The following is a 16,283-nucleotide window of genomic DNA, read 5'->3' on the forward strand; positions in this document are numbered from 1 at the left end:
CGTGTATCTTTATCTATTTTATAATTTATACTTTAACCTGACAAGTTATATATTGCAAATAATAAATAATGGATTGTTTTCCACAAAAAATAAAATACTGCTAAAATATTTTTTAGCAGTATAAAACCATGTTTTATCTATTATTTCTTTCTATTGCAAATTCTATTAATTCTGTTATTAAATCATTATATTTTAAACCTGTTGCATCCCACATTTTTGGATACATACTGATACTTGTAAATCCAGGAATTGTATTTACTTCATTTAAGTATATTTCATTTGTATCTTTGTCAACCAAGAAGTCTACTCTAGCCATTCCAGCACAATCTAGTGCTCTAAATATTTTAACAGCCTCATCTCTTATTTCCTTAGTATCTTCTTCGTTTAAAGCTGCTGGAATTAAAAGTTTTGATGATGCATTTTTATATTTAGCTTCATAATCATAAAATTCTTTTGCTGGAATTATTTCTCCTGGCACTGATGCTTTTGGTTCATCATTTCCAAGCACAGCTACTTCTACTTCTCTACAATTTATTCCTTTTTCAACTAAAACTTTTCTATCATGTTTTAATGCTTCTACTAAACCCATTTCTAATTCTTCTTTGTTATGAGCTTTTGTTATTCCTACTGAAGAACCACTATTTGCAGGTTTTACGAAAACAGGATAATTTAATTCATTTTCTATCTTATTAACAAGTTCTTCTTTTCTAGTTTTATAATCATAATTTGTTACAACAACATATGGTGCTTGCTTTATACCAGCATGTTCTAATATATATTTTGTATATATTTTATCCATACATAAAGCTGAACTCATAACTCCTGGACCTGCACATGGTATATTTCTTAATTTACATAAACCTTGAACTGTTCCATCTTCTCCAAACTGTCCGTGTAAAATTGGTAAAACTACATCAACCTCATTATTAAATATTATTTTTTCGCCAGATGGAGTTTTATAGAATTCATCATTTTCCCATTCTCCACTTTCAATATTATCTACTTTTCCTGTATACTCAAACCATTTACCTTCTTTAGTAATTCCTATTGGGTATACATCATACTTACTTTGATCTATATTTCTTAAAACTGATGCTGCTGAAGTTCTTGAAACCTCATGTTCAGTTGATTGTCCGCCAAATAATACTGCTACTTTTTTCTTCATAATCTATCTCTCCTTAATATAATTACTATGTCAAATTCATACATAATTCATTTTCATAATTCAATTAACGTTTCTTCCTATACTTAGATTTTAATTTAAAATTATATATATGTATAGTACCACCTATAAACAACTTTTATTACCTAGTGGAGTTATAGGATTCCAAGTTCGAAGTTTAAATAATAGCTTTCTCAAATGATACTACTAATATTACATGTTATTTCTATTTTATATTAGAACCAAGTAAGAAGTAAGAGCGAAAAGTGATGGTGGATATCCCGGGGATTGAAATCCCCGCTACAATGTTTTATTTGTACTTCAAATAAAATTAATATAATATTTATCCATAAAAAGTTCATTTTTGAGAATAAATTCCCCATCATAACGTTCTTACTAATCATAGTTTTAATAGTAACTATCACTATTACCTTGGATATTTTATAAATCTCAATTTTAAAAATATAGATTAAATTTTCATTGAAATTATAAAAGGGAGGCGATAATTCGCCTCCCTTAACTTTCTATTTATTAAGTATTTTTTTTATAGTTTCTGCTGCTTTTGATTTTAAAACTATATTATTATCTTCTGAGTTATCCACTATCTTTGAATTTTTATCCACATTTTTCTTAGTATTATCCACCATATTGTATTCCTTTTCTGTTAAAACTTCTTTCATTTCTTTTTCTGTCTCATTGTATGAGATTTGACCTTTAGAAACATCTACAAAGCATAGAGGCGGAAACATTACACACCACCAATTATGGCCTTGTCCTTCACCTATGATTATCCTATAAGCTTCATATTTTCCTTGTGGTAAAGTTATATTTCCATATGTTTTTACTGGAAAATACTCCTTTGATAAAGTACTTTCTAATTTATAGTCATATCCATTTTCAATTAATGTTTTTTTAGCTATTTTTATTAAGTTTTCATCTTCATTTTTTATTATTTCTCTTGACTCATTTATTGACTTGGCCTCTTTAAGTCTTGGTGATATATATCTTAAAACTTCATCTCTAACCTTTAATTTTACAGCTTGGTCACCTTCACTATCACTATTAGCTATAACATGGAATCTTATAAGTTTTTCAGATATATCTTCCATAGATGGCTTAGCGATTCTATTCATTCCATATGTTATTGTGCTTCCTAAAACTATTGTTCCTAATAAAACACTTGCTATTACTTTTTTTATATCAAATTTTATATTAAACTTTCTCATAACTAATTCCCCCTAAATATTGTATTTCCTTTATGTTTTTATTATTGACACTTGTCCATTTTTTATACAGCTTGTACAATCTTTTTTTAATAAAATTAGAAGGACTAATAGTCCTTCTAATTTTATTGAGATACTCCAATAGTTTTAATTTCGTTTTTAACATTGAAATTTACTTCCGCTTTTTTATACACTTCATCCCAATGCTCACTAACTTTCTTCCAAACTCTTGGATGATACCTTCTTATATTAGCTTTTATTTCTAATGGATCTATACTATATTTATTTTGAATTATATCAAATACTTGTTTAAATTCTTCTTCCATACTGATATTTAAAGCCTCTTCAACTTGTGATATTTTATCATTTTCAAGCATATTAGATCCTAAATAAGCACCACTAATGCCACCCTTCATGACTATATTATAATTTAAATATAATTTATTTTCTTCTTCGTCATATTTAATTTTAAGTTTACTATTGCTATCATCTATATGATAATCTATAGCTTTGCCTTCAATAAATGAAACTTCTTTCGCTGCGCCTATATCACCTTTAATCAATTGAATATCTGAAACTTGTGGATTATTTAATATACCTTTAACTTCTAAATTTTTCACAGCTACCATACCATAAATTTTTAAGTCCTCTCCTTCAATACCTATGTATGGTATAAGTGATTCGTTATTGCCCTCATTTGCAAAATATGTATGAAGTGTTGTTGGAATTATGCTTGCGTTCTTACTTGTATTAATCATAAGTCCAGCAATATAATTTTCAATGTTATCTTCTGTAGGTGGCTTGTATGTAACATATGGCATAGCCTCTCCTTTTGTTATAACAAGAAACATTGATTTATTTAACATTGAATCTCTACTTATATAATCCAACATTTCACTTAAAACTTCTGGATATTTAAATACATCTTCACTTATCATCAACAATTTACTATGTCCAAAATGAAATTCTCTACTCATTTTAGATGTAGCCTTAAAATATGCATCAGTCATTGAATATCCACTTGAAGTTATAGCCACTTCTGGTGCTGAGCCTTTTTCCGGTTCCATATTTCTTATATCTGGAAATCCATAAGTTACATTTATTAAATCTAATCCATTTTCTCTAAATGGTTCTTTTTGCTTTATTGTTTCAAGTGAATTTTGTTTTTCTATATCTTTTCCAACATCAATAGCTATAGTAGACACAAATGCCTTATTATCTATTTCAACATTATCAGTACATCCAACTAAAATTAAGCACGTAATTGCACTAATAAGAACCCTTCTTAACTTCATTTTTTTGCCCCCCTTTACTTTTAAATAAATTTATAAAATAGGAAACAAATATAACTACTACCAGTGAAATTCCAAATGCAATTTTTGCAGGTCCTATTTTAACAGTGTAAAGTTCTGCCATACTTTGAGGGTATAATGCTAAAATATAAATTATAGGAACATAAATTATAGATGATATTCTTATATCTTCTATATTGAATACTTTAGTAATTATATGAGTTGAGAAATAATAACTTCCTGTAAATGTGGTGTAATAAAACAACACCCATAAAGCCATAACGATCCCATCCCATCTTTCTAATACACCACTTCTTATATTTATAGATCGAAGCATTGTAATAGTTGGAAATATTTTATTAGCCGCTTGACTTGCTGATAATGTTGCAATAACAAACATTATTGTTACTGTATAAAAAACTCCAACAAATAAACTACTCCTTCTTATTATCCGATTTATGTTTTCCTTTTTCTTAACATAAGGAAATAATATAAATGCAATACAAAATCCACTAAGCAAAAAGAACAATTCCATTACAGCTTGAGCATATTGAATAGGACTATGAGTAAACACCGGTAGCAATCTTCCAATTTTTGCATTTGGTATATTTAGCAATAATATTACACTTACAGGTATAAACATAATAGGAAAAGTAATTTCATTAAAATAAACTAAATTTTTAAGTCCACCCTTTACTAAATAAACTCCCATGAAAACTAATACTACTATTATTATTTCAATTTTAGTTTTAGGTAATAAGTATATTTTAATAACATCAGCAAAAGCTCTTAACGACATAGATAATATTACTATCATTGAAACAGAGTATACTATTGATATTATATTTCCTATAACCTTTCCATATGTATTCTTAAGAACTGTTACTATATCTTCATAATTATTCATTTTTAAAATACTATGTATCATATAAAGAATTAATAATAGAACTATTGTCATCAAAATACTAGCTAAATAACTTTCTTCACCAATTAATCTTGCTACGAATGAAGGTCCATAAAATAGTCCTATACCTATCATAGTTACTACCAAACTTGTAAATAGACCATAATCCTTTATAAAATATTTTTCTTTCATATCACAACCTCCATAGTTTCCTATCTTTGCCTAATTTTATCCCTAGTATGCATAAATTTAGGTCTATATTTAAATATTTTAAAAGGTAATCTAACATACATATCTTTCATATCTGTAACAGATAAATTTACTGCCGGAGACAAATATGGTATTCCAAAACTTTCTAACCTAGTTAAATGTATTAACATGAATATTATCCCAACAACAATTCCATATAGTCCCCAAAATGAAGCCAAAATTATTAATAATATTCTAAAGTATGTAAATGCATGAGTAACTATATAATTAGGTATTAAAAATGTTGAAATAGTTGTAACGCCAAGAACTATTACCATAATAGGACTTGCAAGTCCTGCGCTTACTGCTGATTGTCCTATAATAAGACCACCAACTATACCAATAGTGGAACCTATTGCTTTGGGAAGTTTTGTTATGGCTTCTACTAATAATACTAAACTAAATTCCATAAAAAGAACTTCTACATAAGCCGGAAACGGAACACCTTCTCTGCTTCTTGCCATTGCATATGCCAGTTTTGCCGGTATAATCGACGTATGAAATGAAGTTGCCGCTACATAAAATGCTGGCAATATAAGCGCTAACATTATAGCGAAAATTCTTATTATTCTAACCAAGCTTCCATTGATCCATCTATTATAGTAGTCATCTGGTGCTTGAAAAAAAGTTGCAAGTACAGTTGGAACTATAAGAACAAACGGAGAATTATCAACTATTATTCCTATCCTTCCTTCATATAATGCAGCTGCCAACACATCAGGTCTTTCGGTACTTTGAACTTGAGGAAATGGACTAAATTTATTTTCTTCTATATATTGTTCAACATAACCACTATCTAAAATAGCATCAATTTGTATTTTATCTAATCTCTCCTTGAGTTCTTTTAAAACATCTGGTTCAACTATATCTTGCATATATAATATAGCAACATCAGTTTTAGACCTAACTCCAATTTGCATAGCTTCAATTTTTAATCTTGTATCTCTAATTCTTCTTCTAAGTAATGCAGTATTAAATCTTATAGTCTCTGTAAACCCTTCTCTTGAACCTCTAATAGAAGATTCCCCTGATGGTTCTCCAACACCTCTGTTGGGCCATGACCTATTAGCTATAACACAACCATACGTACTTCCATCAGCAAACAATAATGTTTCTCCAGATAAAACAGCTAATATTCCATCGCTCATCTTATCAACATTTCTCATATCAGAAACAGTTATTATCTTCTCTTTGATGTCACTTAATCCATTTAAACAAGCTTTTCCACCCATTATAGGCTTTAATAAGAAATCATTTAATAGTTCTTTATCTGCCATACCATCGATATATATAAGTCCAAATTTCTTATTTCCTGCCACAAACTCTCGAAAAACTACATCCGAATCATTTTCAAGTAGTTTTTTTGCATAATCCATATTTTTCTTTGCACTATCATATATAGTTTCATGTATGTGTTCATATCTACTTTCCAAAATATTCTCCCTCCATATAAACCTTATACTATAAAAATTGTTCTAACTATAAACATTACTATTGTAATTAAAACAACAACCCCATTTATAATTTTTGATTCTTTATATGCCTTCATCTTATTTTGATTTTTAAAATAGTTTGCATCTAAAAAAAAGCCTACCATTCCAATCAAAACAACTAACATCAATAAATATCCATCACAAGCTGTTATTATCCTCAAAAAAATCACCTCTATTCTCTAGGTTACAGTTTATTGTTTGCAATATTCTTATTCTATATTCAAGATAATAAAAAAAGAGAGTAAATAGCTTCTCAAATCCACTTACTCTCTTAGAAATCATATTATATTGTTTTAGTTATATAACATTTATCATATTTTTCTTTTACAACTTCATAGTACTCTTCAGCTTTTTTGTCATCATCAAAAAATCCAAACACTGTAGGACCACTTCCACTCATCATAGATCCAATAGCTCCATACTCTATCATTTGTTCTTTTATCTTTCTTATTACTGGATATTCCTTTATAGTTACATTTTCTAGTACATTCCTCATGTTATTGCATACATACATTAAGTCATCACTCTTTATTGCACCTATTAATTCTTTTGTTTTAGGATGTTTATGTATTTTATTTATATCTATGTTCTTATATACCCATACAGTTGAAACTCCAAAATTAGGTTTAACCACTACAAGTGTTTTTCCCTTAAAAGATTTTAATGGTGTTACAACTTCTCCAATGCCTTCACAAAGAGCTGTTCCCCCTAATATACAATAAGGAACATCAGCACCTATTTGAAGTCCTAGTTTCATTAATTCTTCATCTGTAACATCATTTTTAAACATATCTCTCATGCACTTTAAAGTTACAGCTGCATCAGCACTTCCCCCTGCCATTCCAGCCGCAACTGGAATATTTTTAACAACACTTACCTCAATTCCACTTTTTATATCATAGGTTTTAAAGAATAAATCTATAGCTTTATAAATTAGGTTGTTCTTATTTAATGGGATTTTTCCCCCATCACAATTTATCTTAATTCCTTCATTACAAATCTTAAATTCTAATTCATCATATATATCAACATTTTGCATAATCATTTCTAAAAGATGATATCCATCTTCTCTTTTTCCAACTACATCTAAAGATAAATTAATCTTTGCATATGCTTTAGCTTTCATAAAGTCACCACCTTTTTAGTTTTATATTTAGTATATCAAATTTTTTTATAATAAAAAATGGATAGATTTAATTATAAAAACTATCCATTTTAAAATAACATCTTTACAATAGTTTATTTTTTAGGTTTATTAAGATTGTAATGTTTTATAAGCTGTCTTACTCTTGTTAATGCATCATTAGATTCTATTACTATATCTGGTTGAAAACCAGTTAATTCAAAATCATCATAATATGGTGGTATATATAACTCATTTCCAAGTCCAACTGTTATATCTGAATTTTTTAATTTATAATAGTACATATTTGCACAAGTAAGCAAGCCACTAGTATTTGTTCCAACAAATACTACATTATCTAAATTCATAAGTTCTTCAACAAAACACTCTCCTGCCGATGCTGTATCCTTATCAATAAGTACAAATAATAAGTTATCATTTGAAATTTTTTCTAAATTTTTTCCTTCTAATCGTGTTTCATTATCTTCAATATAATTACCATCTATTCCCGTAAATTCTTTATACACTTTTTTTATAAGGCTACTATTTAAATAATATGAAGCACCTCTTAACCCAACAGTATGATTAGTATAATTTTTAATCCATTGTACACCTGCCTCCAGTCTTCCTCCTCGGTTTCCCCTAAGGTCTATTATTCCACATGGATAATCTTTCATTTTTAATGCAGATTCTGAAAATTCATTTTGACTAGTGCCACCAATTGTATTTTCATACATTGCATTTATCTTTACAACTGGAATATCATCTTCTAAAAAGTATTCAAACACTTCTTCATTTTGAATAGTGCATGGTGATAAATTTAATCTTATCTTTTCATTTAATTCTTTTTTATTTTCCAAAAAAGTTATATTTACATCAATAACATACTCATTACACATTTCATTTATTATAACTATTCTATAAGTTAATTTTCCATCTTCATTAATACTATATTTTATATATTTATCTATATTTTCATCATCATTTATACTTTTTATATATCTTTTATTATTATCTGCTAACTTATAATAACCATTCTCATCCTTTAAAAATTCCTCATTTGACATGTAATATACTTTATAGGTATTTTTCTTTAAACTCCTATCACTAGATTGATTTTGAGAAATATAAAAATGACCATCTTTTATAAACAGCAAATTTTGAGTTAATATGTTATTAAAATCTCTACACATAATTTTTTCTTTTCCATCTAACTCCTTAAGCACACTTTCCTTTGCTTTTTGAAAAACTTCCTCTCCACCAAAATACCCATAAGCACCATATCCATACTTAAATAAATTAAACATTCTATTCACATCATCTTTGGCTTCATCATAAGTTAAAATTTTATTTTCATCATATTCATCTTCTAGTGATACTATCATATTTTCCTGATACCGTTTCTTATCTACTTCAACAAACTCCTTGATTTCGTCATCAGTAAATGTATCCTCCTCATTTTTTAACCAATTTATTTGTTCTTGTTTTATTTTAGTTTGTATACTGCCCACTTTATCTCTTTCTAAACTTACGGAATTTAAAAATCCATTAAACTCATCTTTCTTCTTATCTGCATAAGAAACTCTTCTTGCAAAAACCCCACATAATATACATGCTATAATTATTATAAACACCGCAACAATCAAGATTTTTCTTTGTCTTGACTTCATATAGCACTCCCCCTTTTATATTATTTAAATTTATTATACATAAGTATATATTATCATTTTTAAACATTTTTTACATTTAATTCTTAACTTCAAGTAATTTCATACCTAAAATTCAATGTTTCAAAATTTTGTAAGAACTTTACATTAAAAACAAATATTTTTCATCTTATTCCTGCTTAAATTTAAAGCCAAATTCAGTTTTACATATATTTATGCATAAAAAAGATATCTAGAAATTCTAGATACCTTTAAAACCTTATATAACTGCTCTACCTGGGATTATTAGTTTATCCATAGGTTTTATGTCACCTTCATCATTTATTTGGTTTATCTCCATTATTTGTTCTTTAGTTGTATAATATTTTTTACATATCTTCCACAAGTTATCATCTTTTTGAACTACATATATAGTTACACTAGCATTTTTCTTTGGCAACTCTCCCTCATCAGGAAGCATCTCTACTAAGAATTTTTGTTTAGTTATATATGAAACTTTTCCATATCCTCTTACTATAGCTCTTATGCACACATTCCCTGCTTCTACTGATGCTTCTATCATTTCAAGATACATTTTGCACATACACATCATATCAATTTTAGCACCATCTATATCTATGCTTGTAGAGAATGGTATTTCATCGCTTGTACAAGATACATATTCTTTATCATTCTCTGTTGTATATAATACATCAGCTTTTAAAACTCCCTCTACAACTATTTTATTATCTACAAGTTTCTTATCTGTTATATTTACATCACCTGTAGCCATAATTATTTTAGAAGGCTTTTCACCATCTACTTCTATATCACCTTTAACTAATACTTCTGTTTGGTTTGAACCTTGCATTACATTCATTTCAAATTCTTCTTTATCCATTGTTAATATTTTATTTGGTGAATATGCATCTTCTATCATTTCTATTTCATCTTTGCACATAACGTTTGTGTAAGTTTTAACTAAAAATTCTACATCTAATATTCTATTTTCACCCATATCATCTTCTTTTACTTCACATTCAAAAGGATATACTAAAAAATCTGTATTATGTTCCATATTGCTCTTTATACTATCTATGTCTACTTCCTTAGTTATTGGAACATTCTCATTTATACATATAATCTCTCTAGTATTTCTACCCTTATATAGTATTTGAATATTAGCATTACAATCTATACTCATACCGCCATCATAAAGTCTTATATCTTTTTTTCCTATAGTCACGAAATATTTTATTATTTTACCAACTTCAGGTTTATCCATATCAATTTTTATTTCTGTTTTACCAGTTATCTCATTTTCAAAATTACCAACAACTTTATCAACTACCATTGGTTTCTTTAAAAATTGTATTTCATCATCTCCGTCTACTTCCTTCACTATTTCAAAGCTATTCTTCTTAACAATATCACAACTAAAATTTGCTATACCTTGTATACAAATCTTTCTTTCATTAACTATTAAACATTGAATATGTTCCATACTAACTTTTGCTTCACAATTCATATCATCAGTAGCATCTTCTGCATCAATTGTACTATTTAACTTTGTGCTATAACTCACAGAGTATGCTTCTGTATTTTCTTCTTCTCTATTCATATATAACACATTAAATTTTATTTCACATTCAACCATAACCTTTCCATTCATAACTTCTTTATTTGTTATAAATGGTTTTGCATCTAACATTAAAACGTCTATAACATCTGGAAGTGTATCTGGAATTACATACTCTTCTTTTATAACAACATCTTCAGACTTTTCCCCAATTGATTGCTCATAGTCTATATTGTCTTTAATCAAATTCAAATCCATAAAAATAACCCTCCTCTTTAATCTTAAGTATATCTTTGAAATAATATTATGTTGCTCTTTTAATTTTTATGAGTATATGTACATTTATAATTAATTAGATGTAAATATATTTTACAACCGTTAATTGTAAGCTTATTAAAGTTTAAAATTTATAACACATTTTTATATACTCATAATTAAATAATAACATTCTTATCTATTTCTAAAATATACCTTAAATACCTACTAATAATTTATATAATCTATCCTGAAGAATTATTCCTATATTTTATTTTTTGTTTAAATAATTTTTTTGAAAATATTGTTGACTTTTGTCGATAATTGTTATATTATAAAGATGGTTATTGACCATATAACCTCTCATAAATTCTCAATACCCTTTTATACCATAGCTGAAAGATGGATCCCCCATCTTTCATTTTTTTATTTTAAATATTTATTTTGCTTATATTTTAAAATAATAAAAAAGGATACACTTAAATGTATCCTTTTTTTATGTCAATTTTCTAACTAGCAAATACTAATTGAACTGTTTTAGTTAAAACATCTGAATAACTGTATGTAACAGTTCTATGAGCACAATTATCAAGTCTAATCACAAAGATGCTGTCATATGCTTTTTCTAGTACTCCGTCATTTATTAGGATTTTTCTCCTGCCACCATTAGCCTTTAACGTTACTTTTTGGCCTACATGCATTTCAATATCTTCCCTAATTGAAAGCAACACATTTCTTTTTTGCATGTGAAACACCTTCTTTCATTATATATTATATAATAAACACCAACTAATATCAACTTAAAATTTTTATTTTATTATTTATTTGATAAAATGTCAATATTAGATTTGGGGTATATTTCTTTAAAATTTGTTATTAAATAGGATATTTTCTTGGTTTTAATATGAAATTCTTCAACTTGTAAAATATTTATCAAACAATACTGAGGTTAGTATGTGTGTATAAGTAATTTTCTATACATATTATATATATGTTTTCACTTTGTTAACATTCCTATTTGCAAAACTAATTTTATTTGTAAAAAATAATAGATAATGAATACTAATTAACCTATAAAAGTATTATTCATTATCTATAATTTTAAAGTATTATTTACAAAATAAATAAATTAATTTAATTTCTATATGAATTGTGATTTTGGATATCCCTCTCTATATTTTCCTCTTGTCTGTAAACCTCCAACCCCTCTTATTCCAGTTATGCTATTTTCAAGTGCATCTTGTATATTAACTACTTCATCAATACCTGCATATGCTATTTTTTCACATATAAGTACTGGATCTAAACAATGTATTAATATTCTATCAGGTGAACTTGCAAAATTAGCACCAGCATCTAAAAGAGCTTCATAGCAAGACTGACACGCACCTGCAAATATAACAAGTTCATCATAACTTGACTTATATGCTCTCAAAATGGAAACTGCATCTACAAAGTATTTAGAATTTCTATATTCATTTAAATCCATATAATTTGATATATTTTTATTCATTCCATCATGACCAGTTATAACTACTATATCAGGATTAACTTCTTTTACTAAATCTAATATTTTTTCTGGCTGTTCTCTTTCAGTTATCACTTTTCCAACTGCATCTATGGAAAGTTCTTTATATGTCTTCAAACATATATCTACATAATTTGCATCACTATCAACATGAAGTATCCTTCCAGGCCTACCGAAAAATAATTCCTTCTTATCTATCTGATTTTTGTTTTTTTTTACGTAATCATAATAAGAACTGTCTAGAACTTCTGCTGACTCTCCTCTGTATTGTGATCCCCTACTATTAATAACCTTTTTCAAGCAATTATTCACTTTTTTATTAAAAATTTTGTCCACTGCACCTTGTCTATTTCCTGTAAGTAACTCTAAATCTTCTTCTGTTGCATCAGCTTCAATACGTATATTTAAACCTTGTATTATATAAACTTCTTTGCCCTCTTCTTCTTTTATATCTATTATTTTAAAAGCAATGTCTCCATCATAAGACTTTCTAGTAACAATATCACCTATTTTCACTTTTAACCCCTCTACTATATAGCTTTAATAACATTTTATGACATTCTACCACTTATTGTTCCAAACTCGAAATCTAAAATTGAATTATCTTACTTACTGCTAATTTAAAATTTAAAGACTCTAGGTTAAATCTTTAAATTTATATATAAAAAAGATACTAGCTATTTTGCCAATATCTTAAATACTTTCTTATATAAGGCTGGTGCTTTATCTCCAGCTAATGCAACAGTATATTCTAACCCATTATATTCACAACTTAACAATGCAACAGTTGATACTACTTTTTTCTTCTTTTTCATTGCTAAATTTTATATTTTCAAAAGGCAGTATATACCCCTGTATGTTTGAGAAAATTAACCCTTTTGGTGTTACTGTTACTTTTATATCATCTTTATGTTGTGGACTTTCATAATGACCCCCAACATAATCTATTTTAAATGCTTGGTATCTTTCATAAGAACTAGCATGAACCCAAGCCATCCCTTTATCTTTTTGGCTTACAGAATCATCAAGTAAAATTTCAATACCCTTCTCTGCCTTATCAATTTGTTTTTGTTGTATCTGATTATTTTTTCCTGAAGTTTCTTTAAAAATCCTAACATAATTTTTAGTTCCCTTTTATTTATTTTTGATTTTATTTTAATTTTATTATACTATGTATCAATAAATATTCAAATATTATACATATGCGAAATAAAAGGAAAAACTTATACTTTTCATTTTTTATCTTTTATCTTTACTTGCCTTTTCTTGTATAATCTTTTTATAGCTTATGTACTCAAGTATCACTTCTTTGATTATAAAATTATATATAAAATAATACCCATATTAAACCTCTAACCTATGTAATTAATCTATAAACTAGATTACATAAAAATTTTTTAAATTAAAAAAGGGAGATATACTCCCTTTTTTTTAATTTATATACTATAAAAAGATTTAAATTCTTCAATAAATTTTTCAAATTTTTCTCGTTCATCTACTAGTTCTTCTATTTTCTTTGTAAATGTGCTTTGAATCCAATTCACCTCATTATAGTAATATCTGTTAGAAAGTCTCCAAAATCTTTGTGGAAACATTAAAAACGCATATATAACTTTATACTCATCATCTCTTAATGTATTTTCAGTGTTATATGCTTCTAATATTTTTCTAGCTATTTCAAAATCCCAATTTCTTCTTTTTAAAACTTTTATCATAAAGTTAGATATATCATATGCCCTTACTTCTCTTTTACAATAATCAAAATCAATAACATTAACATTTTTATCATTGATTATAATATTGTGATATGTGTAATCATGATGGCAAAAGCTTTTTTCTTCTTCTGTAGTTTTACATATTTCAAAATAATTAGAAGAATTTAATGTTTCTAATGCTTTATTACTTAAAGCCTTATAATAATCAACATTTTTTAAATAACTTAAATCAAAATCATGCTTTTTATTCTTTTTCTTTCTAACCATTTCTCTCATTTTATCGAAAGACTTTATTCTCTTTTCCATTAAATGTGGCCATCTACCTAAGTCTGTTTTTAATTTACTATTCTCAGGTGGTTCATAGCCTTTAGATGCTTTGTGTAGTTTTGCTAAAGTTTTACTTGCTTCTATTAAATCATCTTCCTCTTGAAAATCACATTCTCTTCCTTCTATCCATTCAGATAACGTATAAATATCTTCATTAACTAATGCATATGGATTTCCATCTTTATTCAAGAAATATCTATCTATGTTAGTAAAACCATTTTCGTATAGATGCTCTTTTGCACCATATACAAATAATAACTTTTGAGTGCCATAATTTATTTTTTTTAAGCATCTTAGTCCATCATTTGTTTTTAGGCAATACACGCCTTTATTAGGTTTTATACTTTCTATTTTTATATCAAATTGGCGCTCAATTTCAAATTCTCTCATCATTTTTAACACCTCCCCCTATAATATTTATATGTGTATATAAACTTAATTAGAATATGGATTAATTTAATATAATTTATATAAATAAAATCTATAAAAGTCATTCACAAATAACATATTATTCCATATATCATTAATATAATTTTATATAGAATAAATTTAAAAATAATGCCATTTTAAATTATATAGGTCAATTTAACGAGAGGAGTTTTATTATGAAAATAGGAATTGATGCTCGTGCTGCCAAGTGGTATAGAGGTACTGGAATAGGAACTTATAGTTACCAACTAATTAATTCACTTAATAATATTGATGCCATTAATAATTATCTACTTTTTACAAGTAGTGAATATGATAATGACATAGATTTTAAAAGTAATTTTGAGTTAAATTGCATTAATGCACAAAATACTTCTACTTTTTGGGATGAAGTAAATGTCCCTAATATACTTAAGGATAACGCATTAGATATATATCATGTACCACAAAACGGAGTTGGTCTTCCACTAAAAAAGACATGTCCTTTTATAATAACTTTACACGATACAATACCTCTACATATGCCAGAAACTGTTGGGGATAGATATCTAGATATTTTCAATAGAAATATGGAGTGGATTGTTAATAATAGTGATGGAATAATAACTGTGTCAAATTACTCTAAAGAAGATATTTCTAAAGATTTTAATTACCCAAAGGAAAAAATATTTGTTACGTATTTAGCTAGTGAGGATATATATATACCATTAGACAAATCAATGTGTAAATTTGTTTTGAAAAGAATATACAATCTTGATGATGACTATATTTTATATGTTGGTGGTTTTAGCCCTAGAAAAAACATTCTTGGATTAATAGATGCTTATAGCAAGTTACCAGAATCTATTAGAAAAAAACATAAGCTTGTCATATCTGGATCAAAAGGAAAATCCTATATACTTTATAGAAACCGAGTAGAAAAATATGGTCTATTAGACTATATCTTATTTCCTGGTTTCATATCTATGGAACATATGCCTTATTTATATAATTGCTCAAGTTTGTTTGTATATCCTTCATTTTATGAGGGTTTTGGATTGCCTCCAATAGAAGCTATGGCTTGTGGAATTCCCGTTATAGCTTCAAATACAACCTCTATTCCTGAGATAGTAGGAGATTCTGCTTGTTTATTCGATCCTAATGATATAGATGATTTATCTAATAAAATATTAAATTTACTAGAAAACCACTCATTAAGAAATACTTATATCAATAAGGGTTTTAAAAAGGTTTCTTCGTTATCTTGGAACAATACTGCAAAAGAAACATTAAATATTTATAATCGAGTATCAAAATTTTAAAAACAAAAAAATATGAAGAATTCATATTTAAATTCTTCATATTTTTTATAATATATT

14 protein-coding genes are annotated in these 16,283 nt (G+C 27.0%); 1 reads left to right on the forward strand and 13 read right to left on the reverse strand.

All coding sequences use genetic code 11. The annotated features are described in order from the left end of the window. Positions 1-133: 133 nt before the first annotated feature. The 13 genes from BN346_RS00665 to BN346_RS00720 form a co-directional block, all read right to left on the reverse strand. Positions 134-1,165 (reverse strand): D-alanine--D-alanine ligase family protein, encoded by a 1,032-nt coding sequence (locus BN346_RS00665; protein WP_034438246.1) that lies wholly within the window; start codon positions 1,163-1,165, stop codon positions 134-136. Positions 1,166-1,686: 521 nt separating this feature from the next. Continuing rightward, positions 1,687-2,361 (reverse strand): stage II sporulation protein R, encoded by a 675-nt coding sequence (gene spoIIR, locus BN346_RS00670; protein ID WP_034438453.1) that lies wholly within the window; start codon positions 2,359-2,361, stop codon positions 1,687-1,689. Positions 2,362-2,510: 149 nt separating this feature from the next. Next, positions 2,511-3,680: a Ger(x)C family spore germination protein gene (locus BN346_RS00675; protein ID WP_034438248.1), complete on the reverse strand. Its 1,170-nt coding sequence runs from the start codon at positions 3,678-3,680 to the stop codon at positions 2,511-2,513. Continuing rightward, on the reverse strand, positions 3,655-4,773 hold the full coding sequence (locus BN346_RS00680; protein ID WP_034438251.1) for a GerAB/ArcD/ProY family transporter: 1,119 nt from the start codon (positions 4,771-4,773) through the stop codon (positions 3,655-3,657). The genes BN346_RS00675 and BN346_RS00680 overlap by 26 nt, the downstream gene beginning before the upstream one ends. A gap of 20 nt (positions 4,774-4,793) precedes the next feature. Next, positions 4,794-6,206, reverse strand: a complete 1,413-nt coding sequence (locus BN346_RS00685; RefSeq protein ID WP_051539837.1) for a spore germination protein — start codon at positions 6,204-6,206, stop codon at positions 4,794-4,796. 80 nt (positions 6,207-6,286) lie between these two features. Continuing rightward, positions 6,287-6,484 carry a CLC_0170 family protein gene (locus tag BN346_RS00690; protein WP_034438254.1) on the reverse strand — a complete coding sequence of 66 codons (198 nt, stop codon included), beginning with the start codon at positions 6,482-6,484 and terminating at the stop codon, positions 6,287-6,289. 122 nt (positions 6,485-6,606) lie between these two features. Further along, a complete protein-coding gene (gene ispE, locus BN346_RS00695; protein ID WP_034438255.1) occupies positions 6,607-7,449 on the reverse strand; it encodes a 4-(cytidine 5'-diphospho)-2-C-methyl-D-erythritol kinase in 843 nt (280 codons plus the stop codon). A 113-nt stretch (positions 7,450-7,562) separates the two neighbouring features. Then, entirely contained in the window at positions 7,563-9,116 is a 1,554-nt protein-coding gene (locus BN346_RS00700; protein WP_034438257.1) for a S41 family peptidase, read from the reverse strand. Positions 9,117-9,372: 256 nt separating this feature from the next. Further along, positions 9,373-10,929, reverse strand: a complete 1,557-nt coding sequence (locus tag BN346_RS00705) for a DUF3794 and LysM peptidoglycan-binding domain-containing protein (protein WP_034438258.1) — start codon at positions 10,927-10,929, stop codon at positions 9,373-9,375. 506 nt (positions 10,930-11,435) lie between these two features. Continuing rightward, positions 11,436-11,672: a Veg family protein gene (locus BN346_RS00710; protein ID WP_034438260.1), complete on the reverse strand. Its 237-nt coding sequence runs from the start codon at positions 11,670-11,672 to the stop codon at positions 11,436-11,438. A 395-nt stretch (positions 11,673-12,067) separates the two neighbouring features. Continuing rightward, complete coding sequence (gene yabG, locus BN346_RS00715; protein WP_034438262.1) at positions 12,068-12,970, reverse strand: sporulation peptidase YabG; 903 nt, start codon at positions 12,968-12,970, stop codon at positions 12,068-12,070. 161 nt (positions 12,971-13,131) lie between these two features. After that, positions 13,132-13,269, reverse strand: coding sequence for a hypothetical protein (locus BN346_RS21420; RefSeq protein ID WP_158644425.1), 138 nt, complete (start codon positions 13,267-13,269; stop codon positions 13,132-13,134). A gap of 621 nt (positions 13,270-13,890) precedes the next feature. After that, on the reverse strand, positions 13,891-14,889 hold the full coding sequence (locus BN346_RS00720; RefSeq protein ID WP_034438265.1) for a CotS family spore coat protein: 999 nt from the start codon (positions 14,887-14,889) through the stop codon (positions 13,891-13,893). A gap of 212 nt (positions 14,890-15,101) precedes the next feature. Here BN346_RS00720 and BN346_RS00725 point away from each other — a divergent pair, with 212 nt between their 5' ends. Then, positions 15,102-16,226: a glycosyltransferase family 4 protein gene (locus BN346_RS00725; protein ID WP_034438267.1), complete on the forward strand. Its 1,125-nt coding sequence runs from the start codon at positions 15,102-15,104 to the stop codon at positions 16,224-16,226. Positions 16,227-16,283: the final 57 nt, after the last annotated feature.

This window comes from Clostridium ihumii AP5 (assembly GCF_000612845.1).
Classification (GTDB): domain Bacteria; phylum Bacillota; class Clostridia; order Clostridiales; family Clostridiaceae; genus Clostridium_J; species Clostridium_J ihumii.

What these genes read in the sequence shown, in the direction of transcription:
- BN346_RS00665 (WP_034438246.1), bottom strand. Translation starts at nt 1,165, where the DNA reads ATGAAGAAAAAAGTAGCAGTATTATTTGGCGGACAATCAACTGAACAT.
- BN346_RS00720 (WP_034438265.1), bottom strand. Translation starts at nt 14,889, where the DNA reads ATGATGAGAGAATTTGAAATTGAGCGCCAATTTGATATAAAAATAGAA.
- BN346_RS00680 (WP_034438251.1), bottom strand. Translation starts at nt 4,773, where the DNA reads ATGAAAGAAAAATATTTTATAAAGGATTATGGTCTATTTACAAGTTTG.
- BN346_RS00705 (WP_034438258.1), bottom strand. Translation starts at nt 10,929, where the DNA reads ATGGATTTGAATTTGATTAAAGACAATATAGACTATGAGCAATCAATT.
- BN346_RS00710 (WP_034438260.1), bottom strand. Translation starts at nt 11,672, where the DNA reads ATGCAAAAAAGAAATGTGTTGCTTTCAATTAGGGAAGATATTGAAATG.
- BN346_RS21420 (WP_158644425.1), bottom strand. Translation starts at nt 13,269, where the DNA reads ATGAAAAAGAAGAAAAAAGTAGTATCAACTGTTGCATTGTTAAGTTGT.
- ispE (WP_034438255.1), bottom strand. Translation starts at nt 7,449, where the DNA reads ATGAAAGCTAAAGCATATGCAAAGATTAATTTATCTTTAGATGTAGTT.
- BN346_RS00685 (WP_051539837.1), bottom strand. Translation starts at nt 6,206, where the DNA reads ATGGATTATGCAAAAAAACTACTTGAAAATGATTCGGATGTAGTTTTT.
- BN346_RS00725 (WP_034438267.1), top strand. Translation starts at nt 15,102, where the DNA reads ATGAAAATAGGAATTGATGCTCGTGCTGCCAAGTGGTATAGAGGTACT.
- BN346_RS00675 (WP_034438248.1), bottom strand. Translation starts at nt 3,680, where the DNA reads ATGAAGTTAAGAAGGGTTCTTATTAGTGCAATTACGTGCTTAATTTTA.
- BN346_RS00700 (WP_034438257.1), bottom strand. Translation starts at nt 9,116, where the DNA reads ATGAAGTCAAGACAAAGAAAAATCTTGATTGTTGCGGTGTTTATAATA.